The following is a 15803-nucleotide window of genomic DNA, read 5'->3' as shown; positions in this document are numbered from 1 at the left end:
CGATAAGGCTAATTGTGCTATTGTTTGCCCACTTACCAATCACTCAAATAAAATCGATTAAAAAATGAGCTATCAGGTGCTCGCCCGTAAATGGCGTCCAAAGAATTTCGATGAATTACAAGGTCAGGAACACGTCAGTCGTGCGCTGGTTAATGCTATTGAAAGTGGCCGTTTGCATCATGCTTATTTATTCACTGGCACGCGTGGGGTTGGTAAAACTACTATCGCGCGCATCCTCTCTAAATGTCTTAACTGTGAAACCAATGGTTTAACCTCAAAACCCTGTGGCGAATGTGCCAGTTGCGTTGAAATTGACGAGGGCCGTTTTGTTGATTTGATTGAAGTGGATGCGGCATCACGAACCAAAGTAGATGACACCCGCGAGCTTTTAGAGAATGTTCAATACAAGCCGACGCGCGGCCGTTATAAGGTTTACCTCATTGATGAGGTGCACATGCTCTCCAACAGCTCATTCAATGCGCTGTTAAAAACATTAGAAGAACCACCAGAGCATGTCATATTTTTATTAGCGACTACTGATCCGCAAAAACTTCCAGTGACCGTATTGTCGCGTTGTTTGCAGTTCCATTTAAAGCACATGGAAGAGCAGACTATTTCTAAGCACCTAGCTTACATTCTGCAACAGGAATCGATTGATTTTGAAACGCCTGCGCTGGAACTGATTTCGCGTTCGGCCGAAGGCAGTATGCGCGATGCATTGAGCTTGCTTGATCAGGCTATTGCCTTTGGTCAGGGCAAGGTTCAGGAAGAAGATATTCGTACCATGCTCGGTACTATTGATCATCAGTTTATGGTCAAGTTGTTGGAAGCACTGGCCAACAAAGATTCGGCAGAGGCAATCAAGGCGGTTGCGGAAATGAGCCATTACCCGGTGGACTTTGCTGATGCCCTTAAAGAGCTGTTATCGCGAATTCACCAAATTGCCATTTTCCAAAGCACTGGTGTTTTATTGGACCAGGCTGCTCCTTATGTTCAAGATTTTTCGAACAGAATTGCCAGTGATGATTTGCAGCTTTATTACCAGATGGGCTTACATGCTCGCCGCGATCTGGAATGGGCGCCGTCACCAAGGCAGGGACTTGAAATGGCGCTGTTACGAATGCTGGCGTTCCGACTTGAACCTTCCCAGGTTATTCAAAACAGCACAAGCCAAACCTCATTAGATTCAGAGGCAAAAAAAAAAGCTAGCCTGAAACCTGCAGAGCCTGTTTCGCAGCAAGCTCCTGCTCCAAAAGCTGAGCTAGAGCAAAAGCTACGACAAGTGCAAGAGGCTGAGTCAAAAGTCGCTGACAAAGTGGTAACTGAAGAAGCGCAATCAACTACCGATGGCCCAGAAGAACCGCCATTCAATCCCGATGATTATTCCTCTTTCAGCGACGACGAAAGAAACGAAGACTCAATAGCAGAGCAATATCAGTCCGTAGTTTCAACGCAAGTTAGCGAAGAAGCCGTGCAACCATCAGCAAAATCTTCGCCAGAACAAACAGCCGATAGTCCATCGGGACATGACCAAGCCGCACTTGCCAGTCTGCACTCAGCATTAGGACTTAGCTTTTCCGATGAGCCGGAAGTCGCTCAGGTCAATGAATCAAAAGTTGAGCAAGCTACTCAAGCGGATACTCCCAAACAAACTCAGGCTACAGAGCAAAAAGCTCAGCCAGAAAATGACGACGAGTTCAAGCTGGAACCCTTTCAGCCAGAGTCCGCTAGACCTGAATCAGATGTTCAACAACAACTTGAGTCAGTCGAAGCTGCCAAGACTTACTCAGGGACTCATCTCGAACAGAATGGGCTTGATGAGAATGATTTTGAGGAAAATGACCCACCGGCAACCGAAGAAGCCAGGCAGTGGGCGCAACATGTTAAAAATATGGATTTAACAGGCAGTTATCAGCAAATTGCACAATGCAGTACAGTCCAATGGCTTTCTGATGATAAAATACAGCTCACCGTCGAGCCAGCGCAGGATATTCTGTGTACCGATACTGCAAAGCAGGCAATCGAAGAATCGCTGGCAGACTATTTTGATAAAAAGCTACAGGTAGACTGGCAGTTTGGTGAAGCGCAGGTAGCCACTCCGGCCATGATTTGGCAAAGAGCTGCCAAAGCCAAGCATCGCAAAGCATGCGAAACGATTACACAGCATCCTTTTGCACAACAGATCGCGCAAAAGTTTGGTGCACAACTGGATAAAAACAGCATTCAATATCTGGATGCCTAGTAATATTTAACTGATTAAAGTCGAGGTCACTATGTTCGGTAAAGGTGGATTGGGCAACATGATGAAACAAGCCCAACAAATGCAGGAAAAAATGCAAAAAGCTCAAGAAGAAATTGCAAATCTTGAGGTTACCGCAGAAGCAGGAGCAGGCATGGTCAAAGTCACCATGACAGGCCGTCACGATGTTAAACGAGTAGAAATTGACCCAAGTCTGATGGACGACGATAAAGATCTGCTTGAAGATTTGGTAGCAGCAGCAGTTAATGCCGCAGTGCGTAAGGTTGAAGAAACCACTAAAGAGCGTATGGCGGAGGTGACGAAGGGGATGAACCTTCCTCCTGGGATGAACCTCCCATTCTAAAAATAGCGATTAAGTTGGTCTTTTTGCTCAATTTCTTCGTTAAAACTGTGCTCGAGCCATCGAGTATTTTTATACACTCAGTCTCTGCGCGCAGTTTTGTCTCGAACTTGAGCAAAAATCTTCAACTTTCTCGCTATTTTGGGGTAGAGGTTTGCGCGCAGTGCTTCCTCGCTCAGAAAGAAAAATTCTGCGTTAAAAATTGATGTATAAGTTCAACTTTCTCGGTATTAAAATATTGCAGTATTCGTAGGGTACCCAAGGAGGCAGACCTTGCGTCGTGACGCACCGTTTCGTTGTTCATTGAGCGTGTAATACACATTGTAGGTTGGTGATGAGCTTGCGAATCCCAACATAAATTTGATGCATCATAAACCTTTTTACAGGCGCTTAAATGCAATCACCATTGATTAAAAAATTGATTGAAGCTTTCACCTGTTTACCGGGTGTCGGTAATAAATCCGCACAGCGCATGGCGTATTTTTTGCTTGAGCGTAACCGCGAAGGTGGTGAGCAACTGGCTGAGGCTTTGGTTGCTGCCATGCGTGGCGTTAAGCATTGTTCTCGCTGTCGTGATTTCACTGAAGATGACTTGTGCGGAATCTGTAACTCTCAGTCTCGAGACAATAGTTTGCTGTGTATCGTTGAAAGTCCTGCTGATGTTTATGCCATTGAATCAACGGCCAGTTTCAAGGGCAAATATTTTGTATTGATGGGACACTTATCACCACTCGATGGTATTGGCCCAGAAGATCTGGGGCTCGATCAATTGAAGCGTCTGGTTGATGACGAAAAGCCAGCTGAAATTATTTTGGCGACCAATTCGACAGTTGAAGGCGAAGCTACTGCACATTTTATTGCAGAAATGTTAAAAAATAATCAGGTTGTCCTGTCACGAATTGCCTCAGGTGTTCCTCTCGGTGGTGAGCTTGAATACATTGATGGCGGAACCCTGATGCACTCGCTTTCGGGACGTCAGCCTTATCGGAATTAACCTTTAATCGCAAACACCTGCAGGAGTAAAGATGAACTTTATCGATAAGGAGATTGAAGAGTACACCAGGCTCTATACCAGCAGTGAGCCTGAGTTATTGAAAGAGCTTGCCGAGTTCACTGAAACCAACATGCCCATGGCGCAGATGCTGACCGGCAAGATTGAAGGGCGCCTGTTGAAAATGCTAGTTGCTTTAACCGGCGCGAAAAACATTCTCGAAATTGGCATGTTCACCGGATACTCTGCGCTTTCTATGGCCGAAGCCTTGCCCGATGACGGCAAGCTAACCACCTGCGATATTGATGAAGAAGTTGCCAAGCTTGCTAAAGACTATTTCGCTCGTAGCCCTCATGGCTCAAAAATCACCATCCAAATCGGCCCCGCCCTGGAAACAATTGCTAATCTGAACGAAACATTCGACCTGGTTTTTCTTGATGCAGATAAAGAAAACTATGTGCAGTATTATCAGGCTATCATTCCTAAATTGAAATCTAATGGATTGCTGGTCATTGATAACTGCCTCTGGTCTGGCAAGGTTTTGGAGCCAGAAGCTGAAACCGACATTGCCATTCATAACCTGAATCAATTAATTGTCACCGATCCACGAGTTGAAAACGTCGTACTAACGATACGCGACGGTGTAAATTTAGTACGAAAGCTATGAAATCAATGAGTTAAGATAGCTTTAGTATAAAAACTACACAGACTGATACAAAACTGGTAATGTATTTTTGGTTTCTCTAAGAAATACTAATCCGCAGTCAATTTTACTTATTTTAGTTCGGGTAGGTGCGCATGAGTACACAACAGAATAACTGGCCAAATCGTATAAAACTCCTTGGCATAGCCTCTCTTTCCTTTGTTTTAATAAGCTGTAGTTCGGACTCAGACTCAGACCCTGAGCCTGCAACAGATGAGCAATTAAGCTGGACTCAGGGTGTGTTTGAGGATGAGTCACTTTATAAAGATTATTGTGAAGTTCCGAGAACGGGTACTGATATTGATGGGGATCCGTGGCCAGACAAACCTGGCTCTACCTTGCATGAAAACTTCTGGCTTCGCTCCTGGAGCAACAATACCTATCTCTGGTACGACGAAATTCAAGATCAAAATCCTGCCAACTTTAATGATCCGCTGGATTATTTTGATGTATTGAAAACGACTGCTTTGACACCTTCGGGTAATCCTAAAGATCGCTTCCATTACACTTATGATACAGATGTTTATGAGGAGTTAGTTTCCTCCGGTGCGTCTGCGGGTTATGGTGCGGAATGGGTTTTACTGGCATCTTCACCTCCACGAGATGTACGTGTTGCCTTTACGGAACCTAATTCGCCAGCGACAAATGCCAACTTAACGCGAGGCGTTAAGATTTTAGAGGTCGATGGTGTCGACATGATTAATGGCAATGACGTCGATACTTTGAATGCAGGTTTATTCCCAAGCAGTGCAGGCGAAAGCCATGAGTTCTTGATTGAGGAACCGGGTGGTGCAACCCGCACTGTGACAATGACCTCAGCCATCGTAACTACCGACCCAGTGCAGAATGAAAAAATTATTGCAACTGCCAGTGGTGATGTGGGCTACTTGACCTTTAATACCTTTGGTATTGTCGATGCTGAAGCCGAATTGATCGATGCATTCACTACTTTTGAAAACCAGGGTGTGACTGATTTGATTGTCGATCTCCGTTATAATGGCGGCGGCTTCCTGGCCATTTCAAGCCAGCTGGCTTACATGGTGGCGGGTAGTGCTGCAACCACAAGCAGAACTTATAGCCAGACCGTATTCAATGATAAGCATCCGACTATCAACCCAGTGACAGGGGATCCTTTGTCGCCAACACCTTTCTACAGTACGTCATTGGGCTTTTCCGTTTCGCAGGGCCAACCGCTTCCACAGTTGAATCTTAACCGAGTCTTCGTGTTGTCTGATGGCGGAACTTGTTCAGCCAGTGAAGCATTTATTAATGGTCTGCGTGGTATTGATGTCGAAGTGATTCTAATTGGCGATGATACTTGCGGTAAGCCTTATGGTTTCTACGCGACTGATAACTGCGGCACCACATATTTTACGATTCAGTTCCGGGGCGAGAATGATAAGGAGTTTGGTGATTACGCTGACGGTTTCGTCATTGCTTCAACCGACAATGGTGAAGATGTTGTTCGTGGTTGTGTGGTGGCAGATGACTTTGACCACTTGCTGGGTGATGAGCAGGAAGCCAGATTGGCCGCTGCTTTAAACTATCGTGAAACAGGTTCTTGCCCAGCAGCAACTAAACCGTTGCATCAGGAAACTTACAAGCCTTCTAATACTTATGATGAGAACTCATTGTTCAACTCATCCATTCTGCGTGATCGGATGTTCTTGAAACAGAACTTGATCCTGACAGAGCCAAAATAGGTATGAGTTACAGGCTGTTATTAGCAATGGTTTCAACGGTCTTGTTGGCTTCGGCCTGCAAGACCATTGACCCTGCTCAGGCTAAACCAGCGGTGATTACCAACCCTTCAGCTGAAACCACCGCGGAACTCACTGAAGTGGTTTCGACTATTTTCAATGGGCGTCCTGTAACCTTAGCCCAGGATGTGCTGACGGAATCCAATATCCTTTCTATTCAAATTGCAGAGCACAAAAAGGATGGCCTTCCAGTGATGGGGCGTATCGAAGAGATGCCACGTCAATTTCAGTTGATCAAGCACGAAGAGGGGTGTTATCTATTTGATTCACAAAACGACACTCTCTATCCTTTGCAAACCGTGCAATGTCAGGCCATTGAATTGCCATAATTTTAGCCTTCGGGCTTGAAATTAAACCACCAGATCCCCACATTCTGATTAAGTTTTAACATCATTAAATCTAATCAATAACGGGGATTTGTTATGTCAGTAACCGCTGAAAAACAAACACATTCTTTCCAAACTGAAGTTAAACAGTTGCTGCACCTGATGGTGCACTCTTTGTATTCCAACAAAGAAATCTTCCTGCGTGAGCTTATCTCAAATGCTGCTGATGCGGCTGACAAGTTACGCTTCAAGGCTCTTGATGATGCCAGCCTGTTAGCAGATGACCCTGAACTTCGCATTCGTATTACCACCGATAAAGACGCTAAAACCCTGACCATTTCTGATAATGGTATCGGCATGACCGAAGAAGAGGTTATTGCGCACCTGGGTACTATCGCCAAGTCAGGTACTGCTGATTTTCTAAGTAAATTAACCGGCGATAAGAAAAAAGACTCAAAACTGATTGGTCAGTTCGGTGTTGGCTTTTACTCAGCCTTCATAGTTGCTGATAAGGTTACCGTGGTCACCCGCGCTGCAGGTGTGGATGCTGATCAGGCTGTGATCTGGGAATCGGCCGGTGATGGTGAGTTTACCATTGAGCCAACCAGTAAAGATACGCGTGGCACTGACATTATTCTTCACTTAAAAGCAGGTGAAGAAGAGTTCCTTGAAGATTATCGCCTACGTACCATTATTGGCAAATACTCTGACCACATTTCGTTGCCAGTAGAAATGCACAAAGTGCATCATGGCGATGACAAAGATAAGCCAAGTGAGCCAGAGTTTGAAGTCGTCAACAAAGCAACTGCCTTGTGGACTCGTCCTAAGTCAGAAATCACTGACGAAGAATATCAGGAATTTTACAAGCATGTTGCGCATGATTTTCAGGATGCACTGACCTGGAGCCATAATCAGGTTGAAGGTAAGCAGGAATACACCAGCTTGCTCTACATTCCTGCCAAAGCTCCGTTCGATATGTGGAACCGTGATCGCGTGCGTGGGGTGAAGCTTTATGTACAACGTGTCTTTATCATGGATGACGCTGAACAATTCCTGCCAGTTTATCTGCGCTTCGTGCGTGGCCTAATTGATTCTAATGATTTGCCGCTTAACGTTTCACGTGAGATTCTGCAAGACAGTTCAGTCACCCAATCATTACGCTCAGCGACTGTAAGCCGCGTGTTAAAAATGCTTGAGCAACTGGCCAAGAAAGACCAGGAAAAGTATCAGCAATTCTGGAATGAATTTGGTCAGGTCTTGAAAGAAGGCCCGGGCGAAGATTTTGCTAACAAAGAAAAAATTGCCAGTCTGTTCCGCTTCAGCTCAACTCACACAGACAGCAAAGAACAAACCGTATCGCTGGATGATTACATTGAGCGTATGAAGCCCGAACAGGACAAGATCTATTACATTGCTACTGACAGTTTCCTTGCAGCGAAAAACAGCCCACACCTGGAAATCTTCCGCAAGAAAGGTATCGAAGTTTTATTGATGCATGACCGCATTGACGAATGGACGGTATCGCACCTGCAGGAATATAAAGGAAAGCAATTTGTTTCTGTGACTCAGGGTTCACTTGATTTAGGAAACCTTGAAGATGCCGAAGACAAAAAAGCTCAGGAGCAGGCCTCAAAAGAACACGAAGATTTAGTAAAGCGTGTCAAAGAAGTGCTAGGCGATAAAGTAGCCGATGTTCGCATCACATTGCGCCTGACCAATACCCCTGCATGCATCGTAGCGGGTGAGGGTGACATGCCATTGCAAATCGTTAAGATGATGCAGGCAGCAGGCCAGCCAGTACCTGATGTTAAGCCAGTATTCGAATTGAACCCTGAACACGCCTTGATTCAGTTAGTTGAAAAAGAACAGGATAAAGACCAGTTCAACGAATGGGTTGATGTACTGTTTGACCAGGCTCAACTAGCCGAAGCAGGCCAGCTTGAAGACCCAGCCAGCTTCGCAACAAAGCTTAATAAACTGTTACTGAAATTAGCCAGTTAACATTTCTCATATGGTAGGGGCGCACCTATGTGTGCGCCCAATTTCTCAAACGATCCCGCACTACAAATCCCTGTCAGCTCTCTTGACACCTGTCCGTTTGTCTTACAAAACGCCTCCAAAATGCTGCTGAAAATTGTAAAATCATTCATTTTTGCATTGACTTGATATGGTGGCTTGATTTTCGTTTTAATAGAATTTTCTGTTACTCGAAACCATCCAAGGGGAAGAGTGTTACTGGAAATCGGCCAAGGAACATGGTGTTTGGGCCGGAAAATGAAGGAGTATTACCATGAGTAATCTATTAAAAGTTATCCTATCTGTAACTGCTTTATCATTCGTTATCAGTCAGGCTAATGCTGGTGTTATTGAAGAAGAACTTAGCTTAGCCCGTGAAGCTACAGCAAAATATCACGACGTCAATGTGGCAATGGCCGACGGTTATGTTGATCTTGGCGCCTATGTGCCAATGATGGGGCATCACTTCATGAACTTTGCCTATCTCGACGATACCTTTGAGATCGACAAGCCCGAACTACTGGTTTATGCCAACTCAGAAGCTGATGGAAAGCTTCGGTTGGTGGCGGTTGAATATGCAATCCCACTGCCACTTTCAGCAGAAGCCCCAGAAGGATTCACAGGCGATGAAGATCATTGGCACGCCAACCATGAAATCGGCCTCTGGACACTCCACGCCTGGGTCTGGCTACACAACAAAGATGGTATGTTTAACGCGACTAATAGTCGCGTCGAATAAAAGTTAATAATTACAATATAAGCCCAGCAATGCTGGGCTTTTAATTAAAGGTAAAACTTCGATTTTCAACTTTATCGGGAACCGCTAAAGACTTGCCATTCTGACGAAAGTCAGACGAACGAAGGGAGTGCCCATGGTGCGACCGAAGGAAGTCCCTTTGGGTGAGCTGCTCTTTATGGACTGTAAAATAACTGCTTGTAAGGGAAGTTCTTTGAAATTAAGATGCTAGGACACAACCTGTATAATAAATATTAAATTGAAAAGGAGTTTATTATGGAGTCAAAATTTAATTTAACTATTCTGTTGCTTGTTACTTTGATGTTGTACGGTTGCGGCTATGAGAACTATGAAGAATGTGTTTTAAGTGAAATGAAGGGGCAAAACTCTTCAATGCAAAGTACTGCTGAAAAAGTTTGTGAGAGGAAATTTCCTTATGAAAAAGAACTATTCTCCTTTATAGACGGTAGTTATGATTTCACTTGGAGTAAAAACTATTTTGGTGGCATCACTATTGAAGTTAAAAATAATGAGACTGAATATCAAATAACGCGGGCTATAATGAAGTTTTCAGAAAAGACTTGCGATAAGTCTCAACACAAAGATTTTGATACTGAAGTCTTATTTGAATTTGAATCAGGCAAGTCTGCAACCGCCTACTCATCTAAGGTTGATGACTTACTTTGCATGAAAACTGATTCTGTTTATGGGATTATAAATTGAACCTAATAAACCTATCAAATACAATCTGCTCAGCTGTGGGGTGACGGCGAGCTAGGAGCATTTACGTCGGTTTTAATTGCAGGAGAAAATTGAGTGACAACTGATGATCGAGAGAGTTTTATTCGGTGGCAGGGGATCACACGAGATTATTTTTCATTCGTATCCAACCTTGTGCTTGGGTTATCTACTGGGCTCTTAGCTTTTCTTATTTCTGGCCAAGTTTCTATCCAGTCCACAACTAATTGCTTACTCATTATAGCCACAGCCTCAATGATTTTTCTCATTATTTCCGTTGGTCTAGCCGTTTGGTGTGCAATTAATCGTCTTAGAGATTTTCGTGCTACGGCGCAAATTGCACGTTCACGCTATAAAGAGGAACCGATAGGTTTCAATGCTCGTCAAGAAACTGCAGTTCTGGGCCAGTTATCATGGCGATTATTCTGGTGGCAGCTTGTATTGTTCGTTATTGGCGCAACTGGAATTGGCATGACCATTATTATCCAAATGTGGTCATAAACTAATGGTGTCAGAGTAAATTAAGCCTATATCATACCTACTGATTTAGAGACCAAACCATAAGAGAGAATTAATGAAGCTCCATCGAATTTTTTATCTGATAGCTGTGATATTGTTATCAGCCTGCCAAGCCCAGTTACCGTCTTCGGATAGTGATAATGCTGTGGATTCAATAAAACATCTTCCTGCGTTACAGGGTGATTACTTTGAATTTCAGTCTGATGTGTTAGAGCGGCCTTTGCATATTTATGTGCGTCTTCCGCAGGATTATGATGACAACTCTTCTGATTATCCTATCGTTTATTTACTCGATGGCGACTCTTTATTTCCAATTCTGGCGTCGAACCATCTGTTCCTGACCTATGACGATAAGCTACCCGAAGCGATTATTGTGGGGATTGCTTACGGTTCTTTTGATCCTGCCATTAATAAGCGTAGCTATGACTACACTCCGAACTCACACGATACCAAAGAAGGGCAAGGTGGGGCGGCGAATTTTCATCATTTTTTGCAGAATGAGTTGATTCCTGATGTTGAGAGTCGCTTCCGTGCCGACCCGACCAGGCGAGTGCTTTTCGGCCAAAGTTATGGCGGAACAATGGTGCTTTATTCTGCTTTTACCGAGCCCGATTTATTCTGGGGACGGATTGCCAGTAATCCCCACTTTAATGCCGGACGTGATCTGTTTTTCTCTGCGGGTGACCCCGCTAGTCGAACTGACTTAGGGTTAGTTGTCACCAGTGGCACTAATGACCGGCCTAATTTAAGGCAGTCTGCATTTGAGTGGCTAGAATTTGTAGAAGCGCAGAAGTCTTTACCGTGGGCTGTCAAAGTGATCAGCATCGAAGGTGGCACTCATGCCGCCAACAGTACCGATAGTTACCGAGAAGGCATGAACTGGTTGTTTAAGAGTCAGAAATAGCGCACCTTACTTTGACATACTTCTAGTCAGTTAACTTTCTAGTTGCTAGAATCTTGCTAACGTTATTTGGATTCACCGCCTCTGGCGGTTTTTTTATGGTTCAGTTTTTAAACAGTCGATTATTTAAAGTATTGTTTGTGATTGCTTGTTTGGCGATTTTTGCGATGTCATTAATGCCGGGTAAGCAGTTGCCGAAGGATTTGCCGTGGGATAAGGCTTTGCATTTTATTGGTTATGCAGGCTTGGCGTTTCTGGCGCGGATGGGTTCGAAAAAGCATCCCAGTTGGCAGATTGTGATTGGCTGTATTCTTTTTTCCCTTCTGATTGAATTCCTACAGCAGTTTATTCCAAACCGTGGCTTTGAATGGCTGGATCTGGTGGCTAATTCGCTGGGTGTCATTACTGGCGTTGTGGCTGGGTTTTTGCTTAAGCCGTATCTGGTGAAGGAGTGATAGAGTCGTAGGCGCGAGGATCTGCCCTGCTAAAGCCTTGATGGTTGTTGATTTTCGTAGGGGCGATTCATGAATCGCCCGTACAACGGGTGAGTACCAGTAGATTGCACCTCGTGGGTGCACACAGTTAGTGCCCGCCCGATTTTGGTTATTGATGTATTTGGGCGTACACACAGGCACACCCCTACCAAGCCCTTTCTTTTGCCGTTTGCCTACTTACCACTGGAATTCCCTGCAATGGCTCGTAAATCGGGAAATTGGGGGATTTTTTACTTGAGATACCATGCCATTCCAAGTATCTTTAGCGCCTTATAACTCATACTTTGCGACTACTTGTAGGAGATTTCGCAGATGCGCATTATTTTGCTTGGCGCGCCAGGTGCTGGTAAGGGTACACAGGCTCAATTCATTAAAGAAAAGTACGACATTCCTCAAATTTCGACGGGGGATATGCTACGCGCGGCGGTGAAGGCCGGAACTGAGCTTGGTTTACAGGCCAAACAAAAGATGGATGCTGGTGAGTTGGTGTCGGACGACATTATCATTGGTATCGTCAAAGAGCGTGTAAAAGAGGCTGATTGTGCTAATGGTTACTTGCTTGATGGCTTCCCGCGAACGATTCCACAGGCTGACGCTATGCGTGAGAACAATATTGACGTGGATTATGTGGTTGAAATCGATGTTGACCACGAAGAGATTGTTAAGCGTTTGAGCGGTCGTCGTGTCCATCCTGCTTCAGGTCGTGTTTATCACGTGACTTATAATCCTCCGAAAGAGGCGGGTAAAGATGATGTGACTGGCGAGCCTTTAATTCAGCGTGATGACGATAAAGAAGATACGATTCGTCGTCGTTTAGCGGTTTACGTTGAGCAGACTAAGCCTTTGATTGAGTACTATTCTGATTGGGCTGAGAAGGATGCGGACGCTGCACCAGAATACGTTAGAGTTGAAGGTGTCGGTTCTGTTGAAGATATTCGTGACGCCATATTTGCTGGTATCGAGTAGGCACAAGTTTGAAAGCATAATCTGCTACAAGAATCCGCACACCTTTAGTTTTACGAATAAGAGAGGCTGTTTTTGAAAAAACAAGGAGTTCTCCTCTGTAATTTAGGAACACCTGACGAACCGACTCCGAAAGCGGTTCGTCGCTATCTTGCCGAGTTTCTTCATGATTACCGTGTAGTGTCGCTGACCCGCTGGGTTTGGTGTCTTATCCTACACGGCATTATTTTGCGCATTCGTCCTGCCAAAGTAGCTAAACTGTATAAGTCTATCTGGACGCGTGAAGGCTCGCCTTTGCTGGCCATTACCCAGCGCCAGCGCAAGAAGCTGCAAATCATGATGAATGACCGTCTGGTTGAGCAGGAATATGGAAAGCATATTCCGGTTGAAATCGCGATGGCCTATGGCAATCCGTCTATTCCCAAAGCATTAAAAGCGCTTAAAAATCAGGGTTGCGAACGCATTATCGTGTTACCGCTTTATCCTCAGTACAGCTCGGCTTCGACAGCTTCAATTTTTGATCGTGTCGCCAAAGCCATGAAAGAAGAGTTCTTTGTGCCGGAGTTTACCTTCGTCGGCGACTACCACGATAATCCTTTGTACATCAAAGCACTGGCTAATTCGATCCGTCGTCATTGGAATGACAATGGTAAAGCCGATAAGCTGCTATTTTCTTATCATGGTGTGCCTGAGCGATTCAGCACAGGTGGTGATCCTTATGAGCAGCAATGCCATAAAACCACTGAACTGGTCATCAAAGAGCTTGGCCTGGAAGAGGGCGATTACTTGACCTCATTCCAGTCGCGCTTCGGTAAAGAAGAGTGGATAAAACCTTACACTGATGCCACTCTCGAAACCTGGGGCAAAGAAGGGGTAGAATCTGTGCAGGTTGTTTGCCCGGCCTTTAGTGCTGACTGCCTTGAAACGCTTGAGGAAATTGCTGAAGAAAATAAAGACGTGTTTATCGAGAATGGCGGTAAGCGTTACGAGTATATCCCTGCTTTAAATGATGATGATGCCCATGTTGAAATGATGCTCACATTGATTGAGCAGCGTTTGCTTAAATAGCTCATTAAGCATTTCTGACCGATGGCATCATTAGCTTCCCTTGAAGAACTCTTTTCTGCTGATGGCCTGTTGGCTGATTATTTCGAAGGTTTTGTAAGACGCTCCGAACAGGAGCAAATGGCTAAGTCGATTGAATCAGCCATTCATGATGAAACTTCTATCTGTATCGAAGCTGGAACCGGAACTGGTAAAACCTTTGCTTACCTGGTTCCTGCGCTAAAGAGCTGGTATGAACAAGACAGTAAAATTATTGTTTCTACCGGTACGAAAAATCTGCAAGACCAGCTTTATTTCCGCGACCTACCTGATATCTGTAAGGCTCTTTCTATCTCTCCCAAAATTGCTTTGCTCAAAGGTCGAAACAATTATCTCTGTCAATATCGATTGCAGCAGAGCCTGGAAAGTGGACGTTTCCAAAGCCGCTCCATGGTGGATACTTTAAGCCGCGTTAATGAATGGTCTGTGAAAACCGCCAGTGGTGATCTGACGCAGTGTACTGATCTGGCAGACAATGATCCGCTTTGGTCTTACGTGACTTCAACCAATGAGAACTGCCTTGGCTCTGAGTGCCCTGATTACGCAGAATGTTTTGTGGCCAAAGCACGCCAGCGTGCAGTATCGGCAGATGTGGTGGTGGTTAACCATCATCTGCTACTGGCAGATATGGTGCTTAAGGAAGATGGTTTCGGCGAGTTATTGCCTGATGCTGATATCGTGGTAGTTGACGAGGCACATCAGCTGGCAGACATTGCTCATAGTTTCTATGGGCGTCGCTTAACCAGCCGGCAGCTAATGGAAATCTGCCGAGACACTGAGCTGGAGGCTTTGACCAATGCTAAAGATGATCGCCAGCTATCGGTGGCGGTTCGTCGAGTTGAAGGTGCAGTCAATGAGATTCGATTAAGTTTAGGCGAGTCTGGGCAAAAGAAGAACTGGCAACAGATTGTAAGCCCTCAACGTAAACAATTGTTGGCTGAACTCAAGAAAGAGTTAGGTGCTTTGCATAGCCGATTAGAGCGCCATGCCTCGCGCTCGAAAGGTCTCGATTCTTGCCATAAACGTGCAGAAGAGTGCTTGCATACGTTGGCCTTTTTTAGCGACAAAGATCAGGAAATGACCGCTGTACGGTGGGTGGAAACTTATCGCCAAGGTTTTGCCATGATGGAAACACCGCTGGATGTTTCCAAGGCTTTTGCACAAAGCTGTCGCGAGCAGTCGACACGTAGCTGGATTTTTACTTCGGCAACCATTACTCAGGCAAGTAGTAAAGGTGCCAGCGATTTTAAGCATTTCAAGGAACGTTTAGGGCTTGATGAAGCACGCGAATTAGAATTGCCAAGTCCATTCGATTACGATGCTCAGGCTTTGCTACATATTCCACGAGGTCTTGCCGATCCACGATCAAAAGATTTTATTAATAGCTGGCAAAAGGCTGTGTTGCCAATCGTTGAAGCCAACCCTGGTGGTACTTTCGTGCTCTTCACCAGTTATTCCGCGATGCATCAGGTGCAGGAGCTTTGGAAAGATAAGTTGCTGGATAAAACAGTTTTGATGCAGGGCGAGAAGCCAAAGAATCAGCTGATTGAGGATTTTCGAGAAGCCGGAAACGCGATCTTGCTGGCCACTTCCAGTTTCTGGGAGGGGGTAGACGTTAAAGGCTTGGCGCTAAGTTGCGTCATCATTGATAAGTTGCCGTTTGCTGCGCCGGATGAGCCGCTTATTGAAGCGAAGATCCAGGCGATGCGTAAGTCGGGTAAAAATCCATTTTTTGACCTACAGATTCCAGAGGCCATTATTGCCTTAAAGCAGGGAGCAGGGCGTTTGATTCGTGATCAGAACGATCGTGGTGTGCTGGTACTTTGTGATCCGCGCTTGATTGCCAATGCTTATGGCAAACGCTTTTTGAGCAGCTTACCGCCAATGCGTCGTACGCGCGAACAAAAGACTGTGATAGAATTTCTGCAAAACCTAACTCAAGATTAATCATT

Annotated in this window: 15 protein-coding genes; all 15 read left to right on the top strand. The window is 45.0% G+C overall.

What is annotated here, in order from left to right:
* The first annotated feature begins 64 nt into the window (after window positions 1-64).
* The 15 genes from dnaX to HUJ19_RS06550 all read left to right on the top strand — a co-directional run bounded on the left by dnaX (window position 65) and on the right by HUJ19_RS06550 (window position 15798).
* Window positions 65-2242: a DNA polymerase III subunit gamma/tau gene (gene dnaX / locus HUJ19_RS06620; protein ID WP_290622925.1), complete on the top strand. Its 2178-nt coding sequence runs from the start codon at window positions 65-67 to the stop codon at window positions 2240-2242.
* A 31-nt stretch (window positions 2243-2273) separates the two neighbouring features.
* A complete protein-coding gene (locus tag HUJ19_RS06615) occupies window positions 2274-2603 on the top strand; it encodes a YbaB/EbfC family nucleoid-associated protein (protein WP_018625712.1) in 330 nt (109 codons plus the stop codon).
* Window positions 2604-2994: 391 nt separating this feature from the next.
* Window positions 2995-3594, top strand: coding sequence for a recombination mediator RecR (gene recR, locus HUJ19_RS06610; protein ID WP_290622924.1), 600 nt, complete (start codon window positions 2995-2997; stop codon window positions 3592-3594).
* Between the two features lie 31 nt (window positions 3595-3625).
* On the top strand, window positions 3626-4258 hold the full coding sequence (locus HUJ19_RS06605; RefSeq protein ID WP_290622923.1) for an O-methyltransferase: 633 nt from the start codon (window positions 3626-3628) through the stop codon (window positions 4256-4258).
* 131 nt (window positions 4259-4389) lie between these two features.
* Window positions 4390-5997: a S41 family peptidase gene (locus HUJ19_RS06600; protein ID WP_290622922.1), complete on the top strand. Its 1608-nt coding sequence runs from the start codon at window positions 4390-4392 to the stop codon at window positions 5995-5997.
* A 26-nt stretch (window positions 5998-6023) separates the two neighbouring features.
* Window positions 6024-6383: a hypothetical protein gene (locus HUJ19_RS06595; RefSeq protein ID WP_290622921.1), complete on the top strand. Its 360-nt coding sequence runs from the start codon at window positions 6024-6026 to the stop codon at window positions 6381-6383.
* Between the two features lie 93 nt (window positions 6384-6476).
* The gene (htpG, locus tag HUJ19_RS06590; RefSeq protein WP_290622920.1) at window positions 6477-8381 is read left to right on the top strand and encodes a molecular chaperone HtpG; all 1905 of its coding nucleotides are present in this window, start codon (window positions 6477-6479) and stop codon (window positions 8379-8381) included.
* A 289-nt stretch (window positions 8382-8670) separates the two neighbouring features.
* Window positions 8671-9135 carry a hypothetical protein gene (locus tag HUJ19_RS06585; RefSeq protein WP_290622919.1) on the top strand — a complete coding sequence of 155 codons (465 nt, stop codon included), beginning with the start codon at window positions 8671-8673 and terminating at the stop codon, window positions 9133-9135.
* Window positions 9136-9408: 273 nt separating this feature from the next.
* Window positions 9409-9855: a hypothetical protein gene (locus HUJ19_RS06580; protein WP_290622918.1), complete on the top strand. Its 447-nt coding sequence runs from the start codon at window positions 9409-9411 to the stop codon at window positions 9853-9855.
* A gap of 270 nt (window positions 9856-10125) precedes the next feature.
* Entirely contained in the window at window positions 10126-10371 is a 246-nt protein-coding gene (locus HUJ19_RS06575) for a hypothetical protein (RefSeq protein WP_290622917.1), read from the top strand.
* 73 nt (window positions 10372-10444) lie between these two features.
* Complete coding sequence (locus tag HUJ19_RS06570; RefSeq protein WP_290622916.1) at window positions 10445-11293, top strand: alpha/beta hydrolase-fold protein; 849 nt, start codon at window positions 10445-10447, stop codon at window positions 11291-11293.
* A gap of 95 nt (window positions 11294-11388) precedes the next feature.
* Window positions 11389-11745, top strand: coding sequence for a VanZ family protein (locus tag HUJ19_RS06565; protein ID WP_290622915.1), 357 nt, complete (start codon window positions 11389-11391; stop codon window positions 11743-11745).
* A 351-nt stretch (window positions 11746-12096) separates the two neighbouring features.
* Window positions 12097-12750 carry an adenylate kinase gene (adk, locus tag HUJ19_RS06560; protein ID WP_290622914.1) on the top strand — a complete coding sequence of 218 codons (654 nt, stop codon included), beginning with the start codon at window positions 12097-12099 and terminating at the stop codon, window positions 12748-12750.
* Between the two features lie 72 nt (window positions 12751-12822).
* Window positions 12823-13815: a ferrochelatase gene (gene hemH / locus HUJ19_RS06555; protein WP_290622913.1), complete on the top strand. Its 993-nt coding sequence runs from the start codon at window positions 12823-12825 to the stop codon at window positions 13813-13815.
* Window positions 13816-13836: 21 nt separating this feature from the next.
* Window positions 13837-15798 (top strand): ATP-dependent DNA helicase, encoded by a 1962-nt coding sequence (locus HUJ19_RS06550; protein ID WP_290622912.1) that lies wholly within the window; start codon window positions 13837-13839, stop codon window positions 15796-15798.
* Window positions 15799-15803 lie beyond the last annotated feature (5 nt).

It is taken from the genome of Kangiella sp., from assembly GCF_014762745.1.
Lineage (GTDB): Bacteria > Pseudomonadota > Gammaproteobacteria > Enterobacterales > Kangiellaceae > Kangiella.
The sequence above is the reverse complement of the archived record's forward strand: the minus strand, read 5'-3'. Positions and strand labels throughout refer to the sequence as shown.